At 71.4% G+C, this 18105-nt stretch carries 16 protein-coding genes; 7 read left to right on the plus strand and 9 right to left on the minus strand.

Annotated features, from left to right (window positions below; all coding sequences use genetic code 11):
• The first annotated feature begins 24 nt into the window (after window positions 1-24).
• Both AC07FT_RS12715 and AC07FT_RS12720 read left to right on the plus strand, forming a co-directional pair.
• Entirely contained in the window at window positions 25-978 is a 954-nt protein-coding gene (locus AC07FT_RS12715; protein WP_479176274.1) for an NAD-dependent epimerase/dehydratase family protein, read from the plus strand.
• Between the two features lie 62 nt (window positions 979-1040).
• On the plus strand, window positions 1041-1439 hold the full coding sequence (locus AC07FT_RS12720) for a nuclear transport factor 2 family protein (RefSeq protein WP_479176275.1): 399 nt from the start codon (window positions 1041-1043) through the stop codon (window positions 1437-1439).
• An 84-nt stretch (window positions 1440-1523) separates the two neighbouring features.
• Here the strand turns inward: AC07FT_RS12720 and AC07FT_RS12725 are convergent, their stop codons facing one another.
• Window positions 1524-2144: a malonic semialdehyde reductase gene (locus AC07FT_RS12725; protein WP_479176276.1), complete on the minus strand. Its 621-nt coding sequence runs from the start codon at window positions 2142-2144 to the stop codon at window positions 1524-1526.
• A 126-nt stretch (window positions 2145-2270) separates the two neighbouring features.
• On the opposite strand from AC07FT_RS12725, the gene AC07FT_RS12730 reads away from it, so the two are divergent.
• Both AC07FT_RS12730 and AC07FT_RS12735 read left to right on the plus strand, forming a co-directional pair.
• The gene (locus AC07FT_RS12730; RefSeq protein ID WP_471193783.1) at window positions 2271-2930 is read left to right on the plus strand and encodes a TetR/AcrR family transcriptional regulator; all 660 of its coding nucleotides are present in this window, start codon (window positions 2271-2273) and stop codon (window positions 2928-2930) included.
• A 19-nt stretch (window positions 2931-2949) separates the two neighbouring features.
• A complete protein-coding gene (locus tag AC07FT_RS12735) occupies window positions 2950-3765 on the plus strand; it encodes an AfsR/SARP family transcriptional regulator (RefSeq protein WP_471193781.1) in 816 nt (271 codons plus the stop codon).
• A 36-nt stretch (window positions 3766-3801) separates the two neighbouring features.
• On the opposite strand, the gene AC07FT_RS12740 is transcribed toward AC07FT_RS12735, so the two are convergent.
• From AC07FT_RS12740 to AC07FT_RS12760, 5 genes are all read right to left on the minus strand, one after another.
• Window positions 3802-3984 (minus strand): DUF6104 family protein, encoded by a 183-nt coding sequence (locus AC07FT_RS12740; protein WP_201871287.1) that lies wholly within the window; start codon window positions 3982-3984, stop codon window positions 3802-3804.
• Window positions 3985-4116: 132 nt separating this feature from the next.
• Window positions 4117-7947 (minus strand): multifunctional oxoglutarate decarboxylase/oxoglutarate dehydrogenase thiamine pyrophosphate-binding subunit/dihydrolipoyllysine-residue succinyltransferase subunit, encoded by a 3831-nt coding sequence (locus AC07FT_RS12745; protein ID WP_479176277.1) that lies wholly within the window; start codon window positions 7945-7947, stop codon window positions 4117-4119.
• Between the two features lie 239 nt (window positions 7948-8186).
• Entirely contained in the window at window positions 8187-9455 is a 1269-nt protein-coding gene (locus AC07FT_RS12750) for a sensor histidine kinase (RefSeq protein WP_479176278.1), read from the minus strand.
• Window positions 9452-10192, minus strand: a complete 741-nt coding sequence (locus AC07FT_RS12755; RefSeq protein ID WP_432035819.1) for a response regulator transcription factor — start codon at window positions 10190-10192, stop codon at window positions 9452-9454. Before AC07FT_RS12755 ends, AC07FT_RS12750 begins: the two co-directional genes overlap by 4 nt.
• 106 nt (window positions 10193-10298) lie before the next feature.
• Complete coding sequence (locus AC07FT_RS12760) at window positions 10299-11012, minus strand: spermidine synthase family protein (protein WP_471193775.1); 714 nt, start codon at window positions 11010-11012, stop codon at window positions 10299-10301.
• Between the two features lie 330 nt (window positions 11013-11342).
• On the opposite strand from AC07FT_RS12760, the gene lon reads away from it, so the two are divergent.
• Window positions 11343-13757: an endopeptidase La gene (lon, locus tag AC07FT_RS12765; RefSeq protein ID WP_479176279.1), complete on the plus strand. Its 2415-nt coding sequence runs from the start codon at window positions 11343-11345 to the stop codon at window positions 13755-13757.
• A 186-nt stretch (window positions 13758-13943) separates the two neighbouring features.
• Window positions 13944-14495, plus strand: a complete 552-nt coding sequence (locus tag AC07FT_RS12770; protein WP_479176280.1) for an NAD(P)H-dependent oxidoreductase — start codon at window positions 13944-13946, stop codon at window positions 14493-14495.
• A 79-nt stretch (window positions 14496-14574) separates the two neighbouring features.
• Here AC07FT_RS12770 and AC07FT_RS12775 read toward each other — a convergent pair whose 3' ends face one another.
• Together AC07FT_RS12775 and AC07FT_RS12780 are read right to left on the minus strand one after the other, a co-directional pair.
• A complete protein-coding gene (locus tag AC07FT_RS12775; protein ID WP_479176281.1) occupies window positions 14575-15153 on the minus strand; it encodes a TetR/AcrR family transcriptional regulator in 579 nt (192 codons plus the stop codon).
• Window positions 15154-15271: 118 nt separating this feature from the next.
• On the minus strand, window positions 15272-16114 hold the full coding sequence (locus AC07FT_RS12780; RefSeq protein WP_479176282.1) for a lysozyme: 843 nt from the start codon (window positions 16112-16114) through the stop codon (window positions 15272-15274).
• A gap of 204 nt (window positions 16115-16318) precedes the next feature.
• On the opposite strand from AC07FT_RS12780, the gene AC07FT_RS12785 reads away from it, so the two are divergent.
• Window positions 16319-16849, plus strand: a complete 531-nt coding sequence (locus AC07FT_RS12785; protein ID WP_479176283.1) for a MarR family winged helix-turn-helix transcriptional regulator — start codon at window positions 16319-16321, stop codon at window positions 16847-16849.
• A gap of 116 nt (window positions 16850-16965) precedes the next feature.
• On the opposite strand, the gene AC07FT_RS12790 is transcribed toward AC07FT_RS12785, so the two are convergent.
• The gene (locus tag AC07FT_RS12790; protein WP_479176284.1) at window positions 16966-17736 is read right to left on the minus strand and encodes a hypothetical protein; all 771 of its coding nucleotides are present in this window, start codon (window positions 17734-17736) and stop codon (window positions 16966-16968) included.
• Between the last annotated feature and the right edge of the window lie 369 nt (window positions 17737-18105).

The following is an 18105-nucleotide window of genomic DNA, read 5'->3' on the forward strand; positions in this document are numbered from 1 at the left end:
CCCGACAGAGAAGAGACGAGCCCCGTGAAAGGCAAGAAGATCCTGGTCACCGGCGGTACCGGGCAGGTCGCCCGGCCGGTGGCGGAGGCGCTCGCCGAGCGCAACGAGGTGTGGTGCCTGGGCCGGTTCGGCACCCCGGGCGTCGAGGAGGAGCTCACCGCCCGGGGGATCACCACGTTCCGCTGGGACATGGACGATCTGGGCGCGTCGGCGTACGACGGGCTGCCGGAGGACTTCACCCATGTCATCCACTCCGCGGTGCGCCGCGGCGAGGACGGTGACGTCAACACGGCCGTCGAGGTCAACGTGGTCTCCTGCGCCCGGCTGATGACCCACTGCCGCACCGCGGAGGCGTTCCTGTACGTCTCCACCGGAGCCCTGTACAAGCGGCAGTCGCTGGACCACCCGTACACCGAGGACGACCCGGTCGACGGGGTGGCGGACTGGCTCCCGGTCTACCCGGTGGCCAAGATAGCCGCGGAGGGCACGGTCCGGGCGCTGGCGCAGGTGCTCGGGCTGCCGACCACCATCGCCCGGCTCAACATCGCCTACGGCCCCGGCGGTTACGGCGGGGTGCCGATGCTCTACTTCCGGCGGATGCTGGCGGGCGAGCCCATACCGGTGCCGGTCGAGGGCCAGAACTGGTGCTCACTGCTGCACACCGACGATCTGGTGGCCCAGGTGCCGCGGCTGTGGGAGGCCGCCGCGGCCCCCGCCACGCTCGTCAACTGGGGCGGTGACGAGGCGGTCGGCATGACGGACTGCGTGCGCTACCTGGAGGAGCTCACCGGAGTGCGGGCGCGGCTCGTCCCCAGCGAGATCACCCGGGAGACCTACCGGTTCGACCCGGCGCGGCGCCGGGAGCTCACCGGGCCCTGCCGGGTGCCGTGGCGCGAGGGGCTGCGCGGCACGCTCCAGGCGCTCCACCCGGAGCACCTCAGACCGCAGTACGCGGACCCCGCCCGGTCCGCCGTCTGATCAGCGCAGCACCCGTCCAGCCGTTCCGGCCCGTCCAGCCGTCGTCCGAGGAGACACACACCGTGGCATCAGTGAACATCGAGGTCATCCGCCGGTCCTACGCGGGGTTCCGCGACCGTGATGTCGAGGGGATCCTCTCGGCCATGCACCCCGACGTGGAGTGGGTGCACCCGGCGGGGATGGCCGCCCACGGGCTGGGCGGCACCAAGCACGGCCACTCCGGGATCAAGGAGTTCCTCGCCCATGTCCCCACCGTGCTCGGCGGGATGCGGCTGGAGCCGCGGGAGTTCATCGAGCAGGGCGACCGGGTGGTGGTCTTCGGCACCCGCGAGGTCACCTCGCTCCGGGGCACGACCGCGACCCTGGACTTCGTCCACTCGTGGACCATGCGGGACGGCCGGGCGACGCGGATGGAGGACATCTTCGACACCGTGGCCTTCCAGCAGCTGATGGAGAGCTGACCCGCGGGCCGTCCGCACCCGCCCCCACGGCGGGTGCGGACGGCTCACGCGCTCCCCGGGCGGCGCGGGTGCCGCCGGGCGGTCTCAGACGGTGGTGACGACCTCCTCGTACGGCAGCCGCGGCAGCCGTCCCATCCAGGCGTCCGGACCCGGGTGGCCGATGTTGACCACGCAGACCGCCTGGTGCCGTCCGTCGCCGAAGAACTCCTTGGAGACGGCGGCGTGGTCGAAACCGGCCATCGGCCCGGCGGCCAGACCGGCGGCCCGTATGCCCAGGATGAAGTAGCCCACCTGGAGGGCGGTGTTGAACCGGGCGGACGCCTCGCGCGGTCCCTCCTCGGCGAAGACGGCCTGCGGGTTCTCCATGAACGGCACCAGCCGGGGCAGCTCCTCGTGGAAGTCCAGGTCGGCCGCGAGCACCGCCACCAGCGGCGCCTTCGCCGTCTTCTCCTGATTGCGGCCGGTCATATGGGCCACCAGCCGCTCCCGCGCCTGCGGGGAGCGGACCAGCACCATGCGCAGCGGCTGCTGGTTCATCGACGTGGGCGCGTACTTGACCAGCTCGTAGACGGCGCGGATCTGCTCCTCCGTCACCGGTTCGCCGGTGAAGGTGTGCGCCGTGCGGGCCTCCAGGAACAGCTGCTTCTGGGCCTCCGGCACAAGGGTCAGGTGCCGCAGGGCGTCGCTGTTCTCCGGTGCGCTCATGGAGCTCTCCTCGTCACGCGGTGCGGAATTTATTGGACTGGACGGACTAGTCCAGTGCGGTGAAGGAAGGCTAGACTCACAGGTCCATCGGGGGCAAGGCCGCTACTCATCAAGGAGGTTGGACCGTTGCGGACGGACAACGGTCCCCGGCGTGCCCCCGTGGGCCGCCCGGTGGGGCCCCAGCCGGCCAAGCGCCAGGCGATCCTGGAGGCGGCCGTGACCGTCTTCCTGCGCGAGGGGTACGCCCGCGCCGGCGTGGACGTCATCGCGGACGAGGCCCGGGTCTCCAAGCAGACCGTCTACAACCACTTCGGCGACAAGGAACGGCTGTTCATCGCCGCCGTGGACGGGGAACGGGAGCGGGTGGCCGCCGAGTTCGCCGACGGCGCGCCGTACGCCCCCGAGCAGTTCGACGGCGCCGACGCCCGCACCGCGCTCATCGCCTTCGGCCACCGGGTGCTGGAGGTCCTGCTCGATGAACGGGCCTCCGCGCTGCGCCGCCTGGTCATCGCCGAGGTCGACCGCCACCCCTCACTGCGCACCGCGTGCGCCGAGGGCGAGCCCCGGCAGCTGGTGACCCGGCTCGCCGGGATGCTGGACCGCCGCACCGGCAGCGGTGAGCTGGACGTCCCCGATCCGGCCTCGGCCGCCGGGCAGTTCGTGGCCCTGCTGGTGCAGCAGGGCCTCCACCAGTCCATGTACGGCACCCGCCCGCTCGCCGCCGAGGCCGCCGCCTCCATCTGCGAGAAGGCCGCCGACCTGGTTGTCCGCGCGTACCGCACATGATGTGTGAGAGGTGTCACCCATGCGTGTGAACGTCCTCGGACCGCTGACGCTGAACCATGGCGCCCTGTCCGGAGTTCCCAGCGCGATGAAGCCCCGTAAGGTCCTGTCCCTGCTGCTGCTCAGCGACGGCCGGATGGTGCCGGTGCAGTCGCTGATGGCCGAGCTGTGGGGCGACGGGCCGCCGCGGACGGGCCAGACCACGCTCCAGACCTACATCCTGCACCTGCGCAAGCTGCTCGCCCAGGTGCTGGGCATCCCCCCGGCCCTCGTCGCCCGGGACGTGCTCCAGACCCGGCCCGGCGGCTACGCCCTGGTGCTGCGCCCCGGCCAGCTCGACGTCCATGACTACCGCCAGTTCGTCGCCGAGGGCGAATGCGCGCTGGAGGTCGGGGACGAACGGGCCGCGGACACCGCCTTCCGGCGGGCGCTCGCCCTGTGGCAGGGCCCGGCCCTGGTCGACGTCACCCCGCTGGGCCGTCCGCTCCAGGCGGAGGTGGCCCGGCTGGAGGAGTCCCGGCTCACCGTCACCGAGCGGGGGATCGAGACCCGGCTGCGGCTCGGCGGCCATCTGGAGGTGCTGAGCGATCTGGCCTCACTGGTGGTCGAGCACCGCTTCCACGAGGGTCTGCACGGCCAGTACATGCTGGCCCTGCACCGCTCCGGACAGCGCACCCGCGCCCTGGCGGTCTATCAGCGGCTGCGGATGGCGATGACCGAGGAGCTGGGCCTGGAGCCCTCCGTGAAGCTCCAGCGCCTCCAGCAGGCGGTCCTGGTCTCCGACCCCCGGCTGGACCACGAGGCCGGGACGCCGGGCCGCGGACCGGTGGTGGCCTGAACCCCCGGCCCGGCGGCCGGGGAAGCGACCGGAGGATCAGAGGTCGTCGTCCTCGTCGTCGAGCCGGGCCAGCCAGGTGGCCAGCCGCTCCACCGGCACCTCGAAGTCCGGGTTCAGATCGACGAACGTGCGCAGCTGGTCGGCCAGCCACTCGAAGGTGACCTCCTCCTCGCCGCGCCGCTGCGCCAGCTCCTCGATACCGCGGTCGGTGAAGTACAAGGGTCGCTCCGGAAGAGGGGGGTTCGGGGACGATCTGCACCGCCCAGGATATGCCGCCCGGGAACCGGGAAGGCCCGGCCTCCGCTCGCGCGGGGACCGGGCCTTGCCGTTCGGGCCGTGGCGGGCCGGTGATCAGATCTCGAAGACCTCGGTCACCAGCGCCTGCTGCTCCGCCTGGTGGCGCTTGTTCGACCCCACCGCGGGCGAGGACGAGTGCGGCCGGGAGACCCGGACCAGACGCCCGGCGGCGGGGACATCCGCGCCGACCGACAGCTCCAGGTGGTCGATCAGGTTGAGGGCCATGAACGGCCAGCCACCCTGGTTCGCGGGCTCCTCCTGAGCCCACACGAACTTCTCGACGCCCGTGTACTTGGCGATCTCGGCCTGGACCTCGGCACCCGGCAGCGGGTACAGACGCTCCAGCCGGATGATCGCCACGTCGTTCGCTCCGCGCTTATCCCGCTCCGCGGCGATGTCGTAGTAGACCTTGCCGGAGCAGAAGACCACCTTGCGCACCGCGGCCGGGTCGGCGGTCTGGTCGCCGATGACCGGACGGAAGGCGCCGGTGGTGAACTCCTCGGTCCTCGAGGCCGCGGCCTTCAGACGCAGCATCGACTTCGGGGTGAAGACGACCAGCGGCTTGTGGTGCGGGTTGTGCACCTGCCAGCGCAGCAGGTGGAAGTAGTTCGACGGCAGCGTCGGGGTGGCGACGGTCATGTTGTTCTGCGCGCACAGCTGGAGGAAGCGCTCGATCCGGGCCGAGGAGTGGTCCGGGCCCTGGCCCTCGTAGCCGTGCGGCAGCAGCAGCGTGACGCCGGAGGTCTGGCTCCACTTCTGCTCGGCCGAGGAGATGAACTCGTCCACGACGGTCTGCGCGCCGTTGACGAAGTCACCGAACTGGGCCTCCCACATGACCAGCGACTCCGGCCGGGCCAGCGAGTAGCCGTACTCGAAGCCCATCGCCGCGTACTCGCTGAGCAGCGAGTCGTAGACGTTGTAGCGGGCCTGGTCCTCGGCGAGGTAGAGCAGCGGGGTGAAGTCGTCGCCGGTCTCCCGGTCCACCAGCACCGCGTGGCGCTGGCCGAAGGTGCCGCGGCGGGAGTCCTGGCCGGCGAGCCGGACCGGGGTGCCCTCCATCAGCAGCGAACCGATGGCGAGGGTCTCGCCCATGCCCCAGTCGATCGTGTCGTCCTCGATCATCGCCGCACGCCGCTGGAGCTGCGGGTACAGCCGCGGGTGGACGGTGATCCGGTCGGGGATGTTGACCTGGGACTCGGCGATCCGCTTGACGACCTCCTGGGAGACCGCCGTGTTCACCGCGACCGGGAACTCCGGCTGCGGCTCGGGCACCGCGGGCTGGGCCGGGGCGGAGACCGCGTCGCGGACCTCGGTGAAGACCTTCTCCAGCTGCCCCTGGAAGTCCTGGAGCGCCTGCTCGGCCTCTTCCAGCGTGATGTCGCCGCGCCCGATCAGCGACTCGGTGTACAGCTTGCGCACCGAACGCTTCTTGTCGATCAGGTCGTACATCAGCGGCTGGGTGAAACCGGGGTTGTCGGTCTCGTTGTGGCCGCGGCGGCGGTAGCAGATCAGGTCGATGACCACGTCCTTGTTGAACGCCTGCCGGAACTCGAAGGCGAGCCGCGCGACGCGGACCACGGCCTCCGGGTCGTCACCGTTGACGTGGAAGATCGGCGCCTCGATCATGCGCGCCACGTCGGTGGCGTACATCGAGGAGCGGGACGCGGCCGGGGCGGCGGTGAAGCCGACCTGGTTGTTGATCACGATGTGCACGGTGCCGCCGGTGCGGTAGCCGCGCAGCTGCGACATGTTCAGCGTCTCGGCGACCACGCCCTGGCCAGCGAAGGCCGCGTCGCCGTGCAGGGCGACGGGGAGCACGGTGAAGTCCGTACCGGCCTTGCCGATGATGTCCTGCTTGGCGCGGGCGACACCCTCCAGGACCGGGTCCACCGCCTCCAGGTGGGAGGGGTTGGCGGTGAGCGAGACCTGGATCTGCTCTCCGTCCAGACCGGTGAAGGTGCCCTCGGCGCCCAGGTGGTACTTCACATCGCCGGAGCCGTGCATCGACTTCGGGTCGAGGTTGCCCTCGAACTCGCGGAAGATCTGCGCGTAGGACTTGCCGACGATGTTGGCCAGCACGTTCAGACGGCCGCGGTGGGCCATTCCGATGACGACCTCGTCCAGGCGCGACTCGGCGGCCGCGTCCAGCACCGCGTCCAGCAGCGGGATGACGGACTCGCCGCCCTCCAGCGAGAACCGCTTCTGGCCGACGTACTTGGTCTGGAGGAAGGTCTCGAACGCCTCGGCCGCGTTCAGCCGGCGCAGGATGCGCAGCTGCTCCTCGCGCTCCGGCTTGTCGTGGCTGCGCTCGACCCGGTCCTGGATCCACTTGCGCTGCTTGGGGTCCTGGATGTGCATGAACTCGATGCCGGTGGTGCGGCAGTACGAGTCGCGCAGCACGCCCAGGATGTCGCGCAGCTTCATCATGGACTTGCCCGAGAAGCCGCCGACCGCGAACTCGCGCTCCAGGTCCCACAGGGTGAGCCCGTGCTCGATGATGTCGAGGTCGGGGTGCTTGCGCTGGCGGTACTCCAGCGGGTCGGTGTCGGCCATGACGTGGCCGCGGACCCGGTAGGCGTGGATCAGGTCGAAGACCCGCGCCGCCTTGGTGACGTCGTCGTCATGGCTGACGTCGATGTCCTTGAGCCAGCGGACCGGCTCGTAGGGGATGCGCAGCGCCTTGAAGATCTCGTCGTAGAAGTCGTTCTCGCCGAGCAGCAGCTGGCTCATGATCCGCAGGAACTCGCCGGAGGCGGCGCCCTGGATCACGCGGTGGTCATAGGTGCTGGTCAGCGTCATGACCTTGGAGACACCCAGCTTGTTCAGGGTGTCCTGCGAGGTGCCCTGGAACTCGGCCGGGTACTCCATGGCGCCGACGCCCACGATCAGGCCCTGGCCGGGCATCAGCCGCGGCACCGAGTGCACGGTGCCGATGCCGCCGGGGTTGGTGAGGGAGGCGGTGACGCCGGTGAAGTCCTCCATCGTCAGCTTGTTCGCGCGGGCGCGGCGGACGATGTCCTCGTAGGCCTGCCAGAACTCGAAGAAGTTGAGCGTCTCGGCCTTCTTGATCGCCGCGACGACGAGCTGGCGGTCGCCGTTGGGCTTGACCAGGTCGATGGCCAGACCGAGGTTGATGTGCTCGGGCTTGACCAGCGTCGGCTTGCCGTCCTTCTCGGTGAACGAGTGGTTCATCGAGGGCATCGCCTTCAGCGCCTGCACCATGGCGTAGCCGATGAGGTGCGTGAAGGACACCTTGCCGCCGCGGGCGCGCTTGAGGTGGTTGTTGATCACGATGCGCTGGTCGAACAGCAGCTTGACCGGGACGGCGCGCACGGAGGTGGCCGTCGGCAGCTCGAGGCTGGCGTTCATGTTCTTCGCCACGGCGGCGGACGGGCCGCGCAGCGTGACCAGCTCCGGACCGGCGGACGGCTCGGCCTTGGCGGCCTTCGCCGAAGGCGTCGGCTCGGCGGGCGTCGGCTTCACCGGAGCGGGCTTGGCCGGGGCGGGAGCCGCGGCGGCGGGCTTCGGGGCGGCCGGGGCCGCGGCGGGCTTCGCGTCCGCGGGCTTCGCGGCGGGCGCGGCCTTCGGCTGCGCCGGGGGGGTGACGGCCGGGGTGGCCTGCGCGGCGGCGGGCGCCCCCGCGGCGGTACCCCCGGTCACGGCCGGTGGCGGCGCGGCCACGGCGGAGCCGGTGTCCTGACCCGGCTTGTAGTCGGCGAAGAAGTCCCACCAGGCTCGGTCGACCGAGTTCGGGTCCTGGAGGTACTGCTGGTAGATCTCGTCGACGAGCCACTCGTTGGGCCCAAAAGCGGCGGCAGGGTTACTTCCCTGACCGTCCTGCTCATCGGTCGAGACGCTCGAGGTATTGGGGGACTGTGGCGACACGGCGGCAACCGCCCTCTTCCGCTTCCTTAGGTGGTGGACAGCGGGAATAAAGGCTACGCCTCTTGGACCCTTACGTGCAGGCCGCACTGGTCATCGTCGCGCAAGTCACATCGATCGGCGGGTTTCGGTGCATGTCATGGCGGGAAACACACGGGGTTCCGCTGTGTTTCCGCAGATACGAGCGAACGCAAAAGTGCACCCACACCGCTCGGATGTGCGCGTCCGGGATCGACTTTACGTCACATGTGATCTCTGGCACCGCCCGGAAGGGTCACCTTGATCCGGCAGCCCCGGGGGGACTCCGCGACACCTATCCGGCCGCCGTGCAGATCGACCGCCCAGCGGGCGATGGCCAGCCCCAGCCCGGTGCCCCCGTCGCTGCCCTGTCCCGAGGGACGGCGGACCACGGGCCCCGTGCCGCCCGGCGAGAGCCCGCCGCGGTTGAAGCGCTCGAAGACCCGGTACCGCTCGGCCTCCGGGATGCCGGGGCCCTCGTCCAGCACTTCCAGCTCCAGGCTCTCCGGCTCCTCGCCGCGCCGGGCCCGGACCGTGACCCGGCCGTGCGCCGGGCTGTGCTTCATGGCGTTGTCGATGAGATTCGCCACCACCTGGTGCAGCCGCTCGGCGTCCGCGTGCGCGGTCAGCTCCGGCGGCGAGACGTCCAGGTGGAGGTGGACGTCCTTGCGGGTGTGCGAGCCCGACCCGGCTTCCGCGCCCTTGGCCATGCTCGCCTCCTTGAGGATCTGGGCCAGATACGGCCAGACCTCGAAGCGCCGGGCGTAGAGCGGCACCACCCCGTTGTCCAGCCGCGACAGATCGAGCAGCTGCTCGACCAGACGGCCCAGCCGCTGGGTCTGGCGCAGCGCGACCCGCATGGTCTCCGGATCGGCCTCGGAAACCCCGTCGACCACGTTCTCCAGCACCGCGCGCAGCGCCGCGATCGGGGTGCGCAGCTCATGCGAGACATTGGCCACCAGTTCCTTGCGGTGGGTGTCCACCGCCTCCAGGTCCGCCGCCATCCGGTTGAAGGCGCTCGCCAGGTGGCCGAACTCGTCCCGGCGCTGTGCCGCGCCCACCCGCCGGGTGTAGTCGCCGTGTGCCATCGCCCGGGTGACCGCGGTCATCTCGTCCAGCGGAGCGGTGAGGCCGTGCGCCACGAACTGGGTGATCAGCAGGGAGGCGATGATCGAGAAGATGGTGATCACGCGCAGCTCGGTGTTCGAATGCATCGCCGCGAACACCAGCAGCGTGGTGATGATCACTGACCCGATGACCAGCGCTCCGAGCGCGGCCTTGACCGAGCGGTACGGGTCGAACGGCCGCAGTGCCTCCCATACCCGGTCCCAGGTGGCCCGGCTGCGGGCGCAGCGGCGCCGCGCGGTGGCCCCGGGGGAGCCGGGCGGCTGCGGGGGGCGGGCGGCCCGCGCCTCACCGGCCGTCGTGAGCGTCCGCAGCGCCTTCAGGGCCTTGCGGACGGAAGGGACCCTGCGAGCGCCGGGGGCCGTCATGCGGCCGGGGTCTCCAGGGCGTAGCCGACGCCGTGCACCGTACGGATCCGCTCCGCGCCGATCTTCCGGCGCAGCGCCTTGATGTGGCTGTCCACGGTCCGGGTGCCGGAGGCGTCCGCCCAGTCCCACACCTCGGCCAGCAGCTGCTCCCGGGAGAGCACCGCGCGCGGGGTGTTGGCCAGGCAGACCAGCAGGTCGAACTCGGTGGGCGTGAGGTGGACGTCGGAGCCGCGGACCCGCACCCGGCGCTGCGCGTGGTCGATCTCCAGCTCGCCCAGGCGCAGGATCCCGCTGCGCGGGGTGTGCGCGGCCAGCGCCGCCCGCTCCACCCGCCGCAGCAGTACATGCACCCGGGCGGCGAGCTCGCGCATCGAGAACGGCTTGGTCATGTAGTCGTCCGCGCCGACCCCGAGCCCGACCAGCATGTCGGTCTCGTCATCGCGCGCGGTGAGCATCATCACCGGAACCGGCCGCCGCGCCTGCACCCGACGGCACACCTCGAGTCCGTCGAACCCCGGCAGCATCACATCGAGCACCAGCAGATCGGGCTGCCACGCCTCGGCGGTGTCGACGGCCGCCGGGCCGTCACCCGCCGTCTGCACCTGGAAGCCCTCGGCCCGCAGCCGGGCGGCGATCGCGTCCACGATGGTCGGATCGTCCTCGACGACGAGCACCCGGCGCTGTGCGCCGGGGGTGGTCGTGACGGCCCCGTTGTGGCCGTTGAGATTCTGCTCCATACGCCCGCCCCATGCGTTCGTCCTGAAAAACCGCGCTCCGCGCCTGGTGATGTGCCGTGCGGCGTGGTCTAGGCATGAAAGCGTAAGGGCAGCGTACGCGGCTCGGCTACGCGCCTCGAATCCCGATGTGGACCGCGTCGGGCACTCCCCGGGCAACTGCGATCTCTTCCGTACGGACCCTGCTGAATCCGGCATTGCGGAGAGATTCCTCGAATGCCGCTGACGGCCGCGCCGACCAGACCGCGAGCACTCCGCCCGGTGTGAGGCGGGCCGCGCAGGCGGCCAGTCCGGTGGGGGAGTAGAGGCCGGTGTTGTCCTCGGTCACCGTCCAGTCCGGTCCGTTGTCGATGTCCAGGCAGAGCGCGTCGTAGACCGGGGCGTCCGGTGCGCGCAGGTGGGCCATCAGATCGGCACGGACGATCGCGGTGCGCGGATCGGCCAGCGCGGTCGCGGAGACCGCCGCCAGCGGGCCGTCGCGGTGCCAGCCGACGACCGCCTCCTCCCGCTCCACTACCGCGATCCGGCCCCAGCGCGGCTCACCGGCCGCCTCGGCGAGCGAGAAGCCGACACCGAGACCGCCGATGAGCAGGGCGGGGGCGGGGCGGTCGGCGGGCAGGGCGTCGAGGGCGGCCCGGACCAGCAGCCGCTCGGAGCGGCCGTCGGAGGTGTCCATCAGGAAGCAGCCGTTGGCGATGATCTCGAAGACGGCGTCCCCGCCGTCCGGCGTCCCGCGCCGCCGCAGCACCACCTCGCCGTGGGGCCCGTCCCGGCGGTCGAGGGTGACCGGCTGACCGGTCGCGGTGTCGTACGGGGGCTGCATGGCGATCCTCCGGCTGGACGGGGCGCGCGGGCCCGTGGCGGACCCGCCGCCATCCTCGCGCCGTGCCCGCTCGGCGGTCCACCGGATTGGCCGTCCCGGCGCGGCGGCTGTGGTGGTGGACACACCGACCTCTGGTGACATCACTCGTGGCCCGGGGAGCGTTGTGGTGGGGCGAGAGGCAAGGACGGCCGCCAGTGGTGGAGACCTCTCCGTCCAGCCATCCGGCGCACCGAACAGCTGATCGCTCACAGCGAACACGGCTCCGGGAACACCGGGAGCCCCAGGCGCATTGAGTCTGCATAGCTCAACTTGCCTGCCTAAGGGGAGATCATGGCTTCGCTGTCCACACCGCTCACCCTGCCCGTGCTGCCTCTCGACGACGAGGTGGTGCTGCCCGGCATGGTGGTGCCGCTGGACCTGTCCGACACCGAGGTGCGCGCCGCGGTCGAGGCCGCCCAGGCCGCCGCCCGCTCCCGCGGCGGCGGAGGGAAACCGCAGCTGCTGCTGGTGCCGCGGGTCGACGGGACCTACACGGGGATCGGCACGCTCGGCACCGTCGAGCAGGTGGGCCGCCTCTCCGACGGTGACCCCGGTGCGCTCATCCGCGGTGTGCGCCGCGTCCGCATCGGCGCCGGGACCACTGGTCCCGGGGCGGCGCTGTGGGTGGAGGGGACCGTGGTCGAGGAGATCGTGCCCGACCCGCTGCCCGGTGCCGTCACCGAACTGATGAAGGAGTACAAGGCGCTGGCCACCAGCTGGCTGCGCAAGCGCGGTGCCTGGCAGGTCGTGGACCGGGTGCAGCAGATCGACGATGTCGCGCAGCTCGCCGACAACGCGGGCTACTCGCCGTTCCTCACCACCGCCCAGCGCGTGGAGCTGCTGGAGACCGCCGACCCGGTGGCCCGGCTGCGGCTGGCGGTCAGCCGGCTGAGCGAGCACCTGGCCGAACAGGACGTCGCCGAGTCGATCGCCAAGGACGTCCAGGAGGGCGTGGACAAGCAGCAGCGCGAGTTCCTGCTGCGGCGCCAGCTGGAGGCCGTCCGCAAGGAGCTGGCCGAGCTCAACGGAGATCCGGAGGACGAGTCCGATGACTACCGGGCCCGGGTGGAGGCCGCCGAGCTGCCGGACAAGGTCCGCGAGGCGGCCCTGAAGGAGGTCGACAAGCTGGAGCGGTCCTCCGACCAGAGCCCCGAGGGGAGCTGGGTCCGCACCTGGCTGGACACCGTCCTGGAGCTGCCGTGGAACGAGCGCACCGAGGACGCGTACGACATCCAGGGCGCCAAGGAGGTGCTGGACGCCGACCACGCGGGCCTGGAGGACGTCAAGGAGCGGATCACCGAGTACCTGGCGGTGCGCAAGCGCCGCGCCGACCGGGGTCTCGGCGTCGTCGGCGGCCGCCGCGGCGGTGCCGTGCTGGCCCTGGTGGGCCCGCCCGGGGTCGGCAAGACCAGCCTCGGCGAGAGCGTCGCCCGGGCGATGGGGCGGAAGTTCGTCCGGGTCGCGCTCGGCGGCGTCCGCGACGAGGCGGAGATCCGCGGCCACCGGCGCACCTACGTGGGCGCGCTGCCCGGCCGTATCGTCCGGGCCGTCAAGGAGGCCGGATCGATGAACCCGGTCGTCCTGCTCGACGAGATCGACAAGGTCGGCTCCGACTTCCGCGGCGACCCGGCCGCGGCCCTGCTGGAGGTCCTGGACCCAGCCCAGAACCACACCTTCCGGGACCACTACCTGGAGGTCGAACTCGATCTGAGCGATGTGGTCTTCCTGGCCACCGCCAACGTCCTGGAGGCCATCCCGGAGGCGCTGCTGGACCGGATGGAGCTGGTGCGGCTGGACGGCTACACCGAGGACGAGAAGGTCACCATCGCCCGTGACCACCTGCTGCCCCGGCAGCTGGAGCGTGCCGGACTGGAGCCGGGCGAGGTCGTGGTCGAGGACGCGGCACTGCGCAGGCTGGCGGGCGAGTACACCCGCGAGGCGGGTGTGCGGACCCTGGAGCGGTCCGTGGCACGGCTGTTGCGCAAGATCGCGGCCCAGCATGAACTGGGCGAGCGGAAGCTGCCGTTCACCGTCGGGGTGGAGAGCCTGCGGCCGCTGATCGGACGGCCGCACCACACCCCCGAGTCCGCCCAGGACCCGGCCGAGCGGCGCACCGCCGTCCCCGGTGTGGCCACCGGGCTCGCGGTCACCGGCGCGGGCGGCGACGTGCTGTTCGTCGAGGCGTCGCTGGCCGATCCGGAGACGGGTGGCGCGGGGCTGACGCTGACCGGTCAGCTCGGTGAGGTGATGAAGGAGTCCGCCCGGATCGCGCTGTCCTTCCTGCGCTCCCACGGCGCGGAGCTGGAACTCCCGGTGGGCGATCTCAAGGAGCGCGGTGTCCATCTGCACGTCCCGGCGGGCGCGGTGCCCAAGGACGGCCCGAGCGCGGGCATCACCATGACCACGGCGCTCGCGTCGCTGCTCTCCGGCCGCCAGGTGCGCCCGGACGTGGCGATGACCGGCGAGGTCTCGCTGACCGGGCGGGTGCTGCCCATCGGCGGCGTCAAGCAGAAGCTGCTGGCGGCGCACCGGGCCGGGGTGACCACCGTCGTCATCCCCAAGCGGAACGAGCCCGATCTGGACGATGTCCCGGCCGAGGTGCTGGAGAAGCTGGATGTGCACCCCGTCTCCGACGTCCGGCAGGTGCTGGAGCTGGCGCTCCAGCCCGCCTCGTCGGTGACCCCGGAGGTTCCGGCGGCGGCGTGACGGACGCCGCCGGGGCGACGCGGCGCCTCCGGCCCGCTCGCGCCGGGCCCTCACCGATGGCAGCCAGACAGGTCTGTCTGGTAGCGTTCCCAGCAGGCCAGCCAGACCTGTCTGTTCGGTGTGGTGGCGCCGACGTGCCCGCCCTCCCCGCCGTCCACGGCATCACGGAACCCCACGGAGGAACCCGTGCGCACTCTTGTCGTCCTCGCCCACCCCGATCTCGCCGCCTCCCGGGTCAACGCCGCGCTCGCCGAGGCGGCCCGGCCGGTGGAGGGCGTCACGGTCCACGACCTGTACGCCGCCTGTCCCGGTCTGGTGCTCGATGTGGAGCGGGAGCAGCGGCTGCTGCTGGAGCACGACCGGATCGTGCTCCAGTTCCCCTTCTACTGGTACTCGGTGCCCCCGCTGCTCAAGAAGTGGCTCGACGAGGTCTTCCTGCACGGCTGGGCGTACGGCACCGGCGGCACCTCCCTGCACGGCAAGTCGCTGCTGGTCACCACCTCGCTGGGCGGTGGGGAGGACCACTACCGCCCCGAGGGGGCCAACCGCTACACGGTCGCCGAGCTGCTCAGGCCGCTGGAGGCCACCGCCCGGATGACCGGCCTCCGCTACGAGGAGCCGTTCGCGCTGTACGCGACGCCGACGCTCGACGAGGCGGGGCTGGCCGCCCACCAGGAGCGCTATCGGACGCTGCTGGCCTCCGGCGCGGTGCGGGAGCCGGAGCTCACCGCCGTCTGACCGTCCCGCGCCCCGGGCAGACGGTGAAGGACCCGACCGCGGTCGGGCCCTTCGTCCTGCGGGTCGTCCCGCGGGGCGGTCAGACCGGAGCCGGGCAGGCGCCCGCCACCAGTACCCGGGTCGCCGCCTTCGCCGCCATCGCGATCTCGGGTCCGGGCTCCACCGCGGCCGCGGACATCGCGCCGTCGACGAGCACGGAGATCTGGAGTGCCAGCACCGCGGGGTCGGCGGCCCCCGCCGCGGTGGCCAGTCCGGTCAGCCAGGCCCGCACCGTGCGCTTGTGCTCGGCCGTCGCCTCGTGGGTGGCGCTGCCCGGCTCCGTCTCCCCGGCGGTCCGGACGAAGGCGCAGCCGCGGAAGCCGTCCCGCACGGTGGCGGCGCACAGCGCGTCGAAGAGACCGGTCAGCTGGTCGCGCGGATCCGGCCCGGCCGCCTCGGCCGCCTCGGCCAGCGCCCGGCGCCAGTAGGTGTCCGACTCCCGGAGGTACGCCAGGACCAGGGCGTCCTTGCAGCCGAAGTGGGAGTACAGCGTCGCCTTGGCCACGCCCGACTCGGCGATGATCCGGTCCACCCCGACCCCGCGCACCCCGTGGGCGTTGAACAGGGTGGTGGCCGTGGACAGGATCCGTTCACGGGCGGAGGGGCGGGTGCTGCTCATGGTCATGCTCCTCGGGGCGGGGCCCAGGACGGACGGTGCCCCCCAGCGTACAGACAGACCTGTCCGTACGCCGGAGGGCGGGTGCGCCGGTCGTGGGGAGTTGCCGCGGACCGCCGCGTCAGCCGTTCGCCAGGGCCTTGAGCCGGTCCAGGGCGCCGTTGAACTTGTTGTGGTCGCCGACGGTCGCGCCGGAGGAGGTGTACTGCCAGATGGTGTGGAAGCCCCAGCCGGCCGGGAGTTCACCGACGGACGAGCCGTAGCGCGGGATCCACAGCGGGTTGACGCCACCGAAGGCGCTGGAGTTGCCGGTGCAGGTCTTCCACCAGCTGGTGGAGGTGTAGATCACCGGGTCACGGCCGGTGCGGGCACGGTAGGTGGCGGAGAAGTCCTTGATCCAGCTGACCATCGCACTGGCGCTCTTGCCGTAGCAGGTGGCGCCGTAGGGGTTGTACTCCATGTCCAGCGCGCCGGGCAGGGTCCTGCCGTCCTTGGACCAGCCGCCGCCGTGGTCGACGAAGTAGTTGGCCTGGGCGGCGCCGCTGGAGTTGTTCGGCAGCGCGAAGTGGTACGACCCGCGGATCATGCCCACGTCGTACGAGCCGGTGTACTGCTGGGTGAAGTAGGGATTGGTGTAGCTGGTGCCCTCGGTCGCCTTGACGTAGGCGAACCGGACGCCGCTGCTCCAGAGCGTGGACCAGGCGACATTGCCCTGGTGGCTGCTGACGTCGACACCCTCGACGGTGGCGAGCACACTCGGCGGCTCCTGGCCGGTGGTGGACCCGCCCTCATGCTTGAGTATCTGCGAGCCCGCCCAGTCGTCCTCGGGGTGGGGGATGTCCTCCGGGCCCTGGGCCGCGGCGGCCGGGGCGGAGAGCGCGAAGGTCGTGGTCGCGAGGGCGGCGAGAAGGCCGGTCAGCGCACTGAGGGCGCGTCGGGCCGGACCGGGTCTGTGCACGGGCATGGCGAGCCTCCGAAGCCTCGGTGGGGGGAGCGGGAGATGTTTGGTATGGCCATGTCAGAAATGACGCTACGGGCGTAGATAAGAGCGGGGAAGGGGGAGGGGGTGGTGCCGTTGGTCTAATCCTGCGAAATACTGACGGAGCTGCGGCAACAGCCGCGCCTGGCAGAAACTTTCACCATGTGAAAATGCGGAGAGGGCTCTGACGTGCACAACAACGGGCCACTGCCCCCCGAGCGGGGTGAGGGCGGCACCCTGGGTGGAATTGGTGTGGACCACGCATTCCTGGCTCTGGAGCGCGAATTGGCGGTCTTCCTCCGCCGGGCCCGTGCCGCGTCCGGGGAATTGGCCCGTGAGGTCCACCCCGATCTGGAATCCGCCGCGTACGGGCTGCTCATGCGACTGGAGGACGCGGGGCCCCAGCGCGCCACCGACCTCGCCGGGTACATCGGCGTCGGCAAGGCCACGATGAGCCGTCAGTTGCGCGCCCTGGAGGGGCTCGGTCTGGTCACCCGCGCCCCGGACCCGGCGGACGGCCGGGCCTTCCTGGTGCAGCTGACCGACGAGGGCCGGAGCCGCTTCCGCGCCGTCCGGGTCGCCCGCCGGGCCCGCTACGCCCGCCGGCTCGCCGGGTGGGAGCGCAGCGAGGTCGCCGAACTCGCCCGCCTGCTGCACCGGTTGAACAGTGAGCAGGAGGCCGACGACGCCGGGCACTCGGCCCGCGGGGGCGAGGAGTAGGGCACTCACATACGTCAGCATCCGCGAGCCGTGGGGATACGGCGACGCGGATGTGGCAACGGCGGTACCCCCTGTGCTCCATCGGAGGGGCGGCGCCCCGCCGGGGTGCGGGGGGCTCAGAGTTCGGCGTAGATCACGGCCGCGTCGTCGTGCGCCTTGCCGCGCCGGAAAGCGGTTCCGTCCGGGTCGGCGTGCTCGGCCGCCCGTACCCGGTCGATCAGTGCCTGTGGGCCCTCCTTGCGCAGCAGGGCGAAGCAGGCCGTCCAGTCGCCCTCGCCGAACACCTCCACCCAGCGCGACGCCCCGTCGGTGAGGGCCGCCAGCGCCCGGACCCCGGTGCGCGGCCGGGTGCCGGTGACCGCCCTGGCCGAGACGGCGGGATCGGCGGCGGCGGTGAAGAAGCCGCCCTCGGCGTTCCGCAGTCCGGCAAGCCGGTGGCCCGCCGCGCGCAGCCGGTCGATGCGGTCGTCGAGCACCGGGGTCACCTCGCCGCCCGCCTCCTCGACGAGCAACGCCGAGTCGGAGAGCACCAGATGTTCGACCCGCTCCGCGTCCCAGCGGGCGGCCACCACGGTGGCCTGCGGGGTCAGTGGGTGATAAAGGTCACAGGTTGAACCATGCGCTTCCGCGGTACGCCCGATCGCCTCGGAGAGGCATGCGGCCAGGGTCATATCCCTTCGCGAACCGGACAGTTCGAGCAGTGCGCCGCCCAGTCGCGCGGTGAACCACGGCACTCCGTGGACGCATCCGTCGTCACCCTCGGGCGGGGTCACCCCGTCCAGGATCACCAGTGAGCCGCCGAGCCCCGAGGCGGGCAGGGTCACCGAGGCCCAGTCCTCGTTGGGGCGCCGCTGATCGCCCGGGGCCGTCGCGAGTTCGATGCGCATGCCGTCAGTCTGCCGGACCCCCTTCGAACACCGCCCCTCCAGGGGTGAAGAGAAAGACAATGGTTCGTACCAAGCAGATGTTTGTCGGATTGGGGCGGGAATGCGATGTCTGGGAAGGTGTGGGCGGGCATCTTTCCAGGGCGGCCACGTCTTTTCCACTCCCGCAAAAGGCGGCGGAAGGGTATGGCCCATACACAAAGTTGGTGGTCAACTACGCAATGCGGTTCACTCGTTCAGGTGGCCGGGTGGGTGATGCACGCCCGCCCCCGAGCCGTCCTGGAAGGGTCGGATTCCCTACCAGGGGTGGGGAAACACAATTGTTGATCCGTCGTCACCTCTGGAATCACAGCGGTCGGGCGAGAAAAGATT

It is taken from the genome of Streptomyces sp. NPDC045899 (assembly GCF_056431485.1).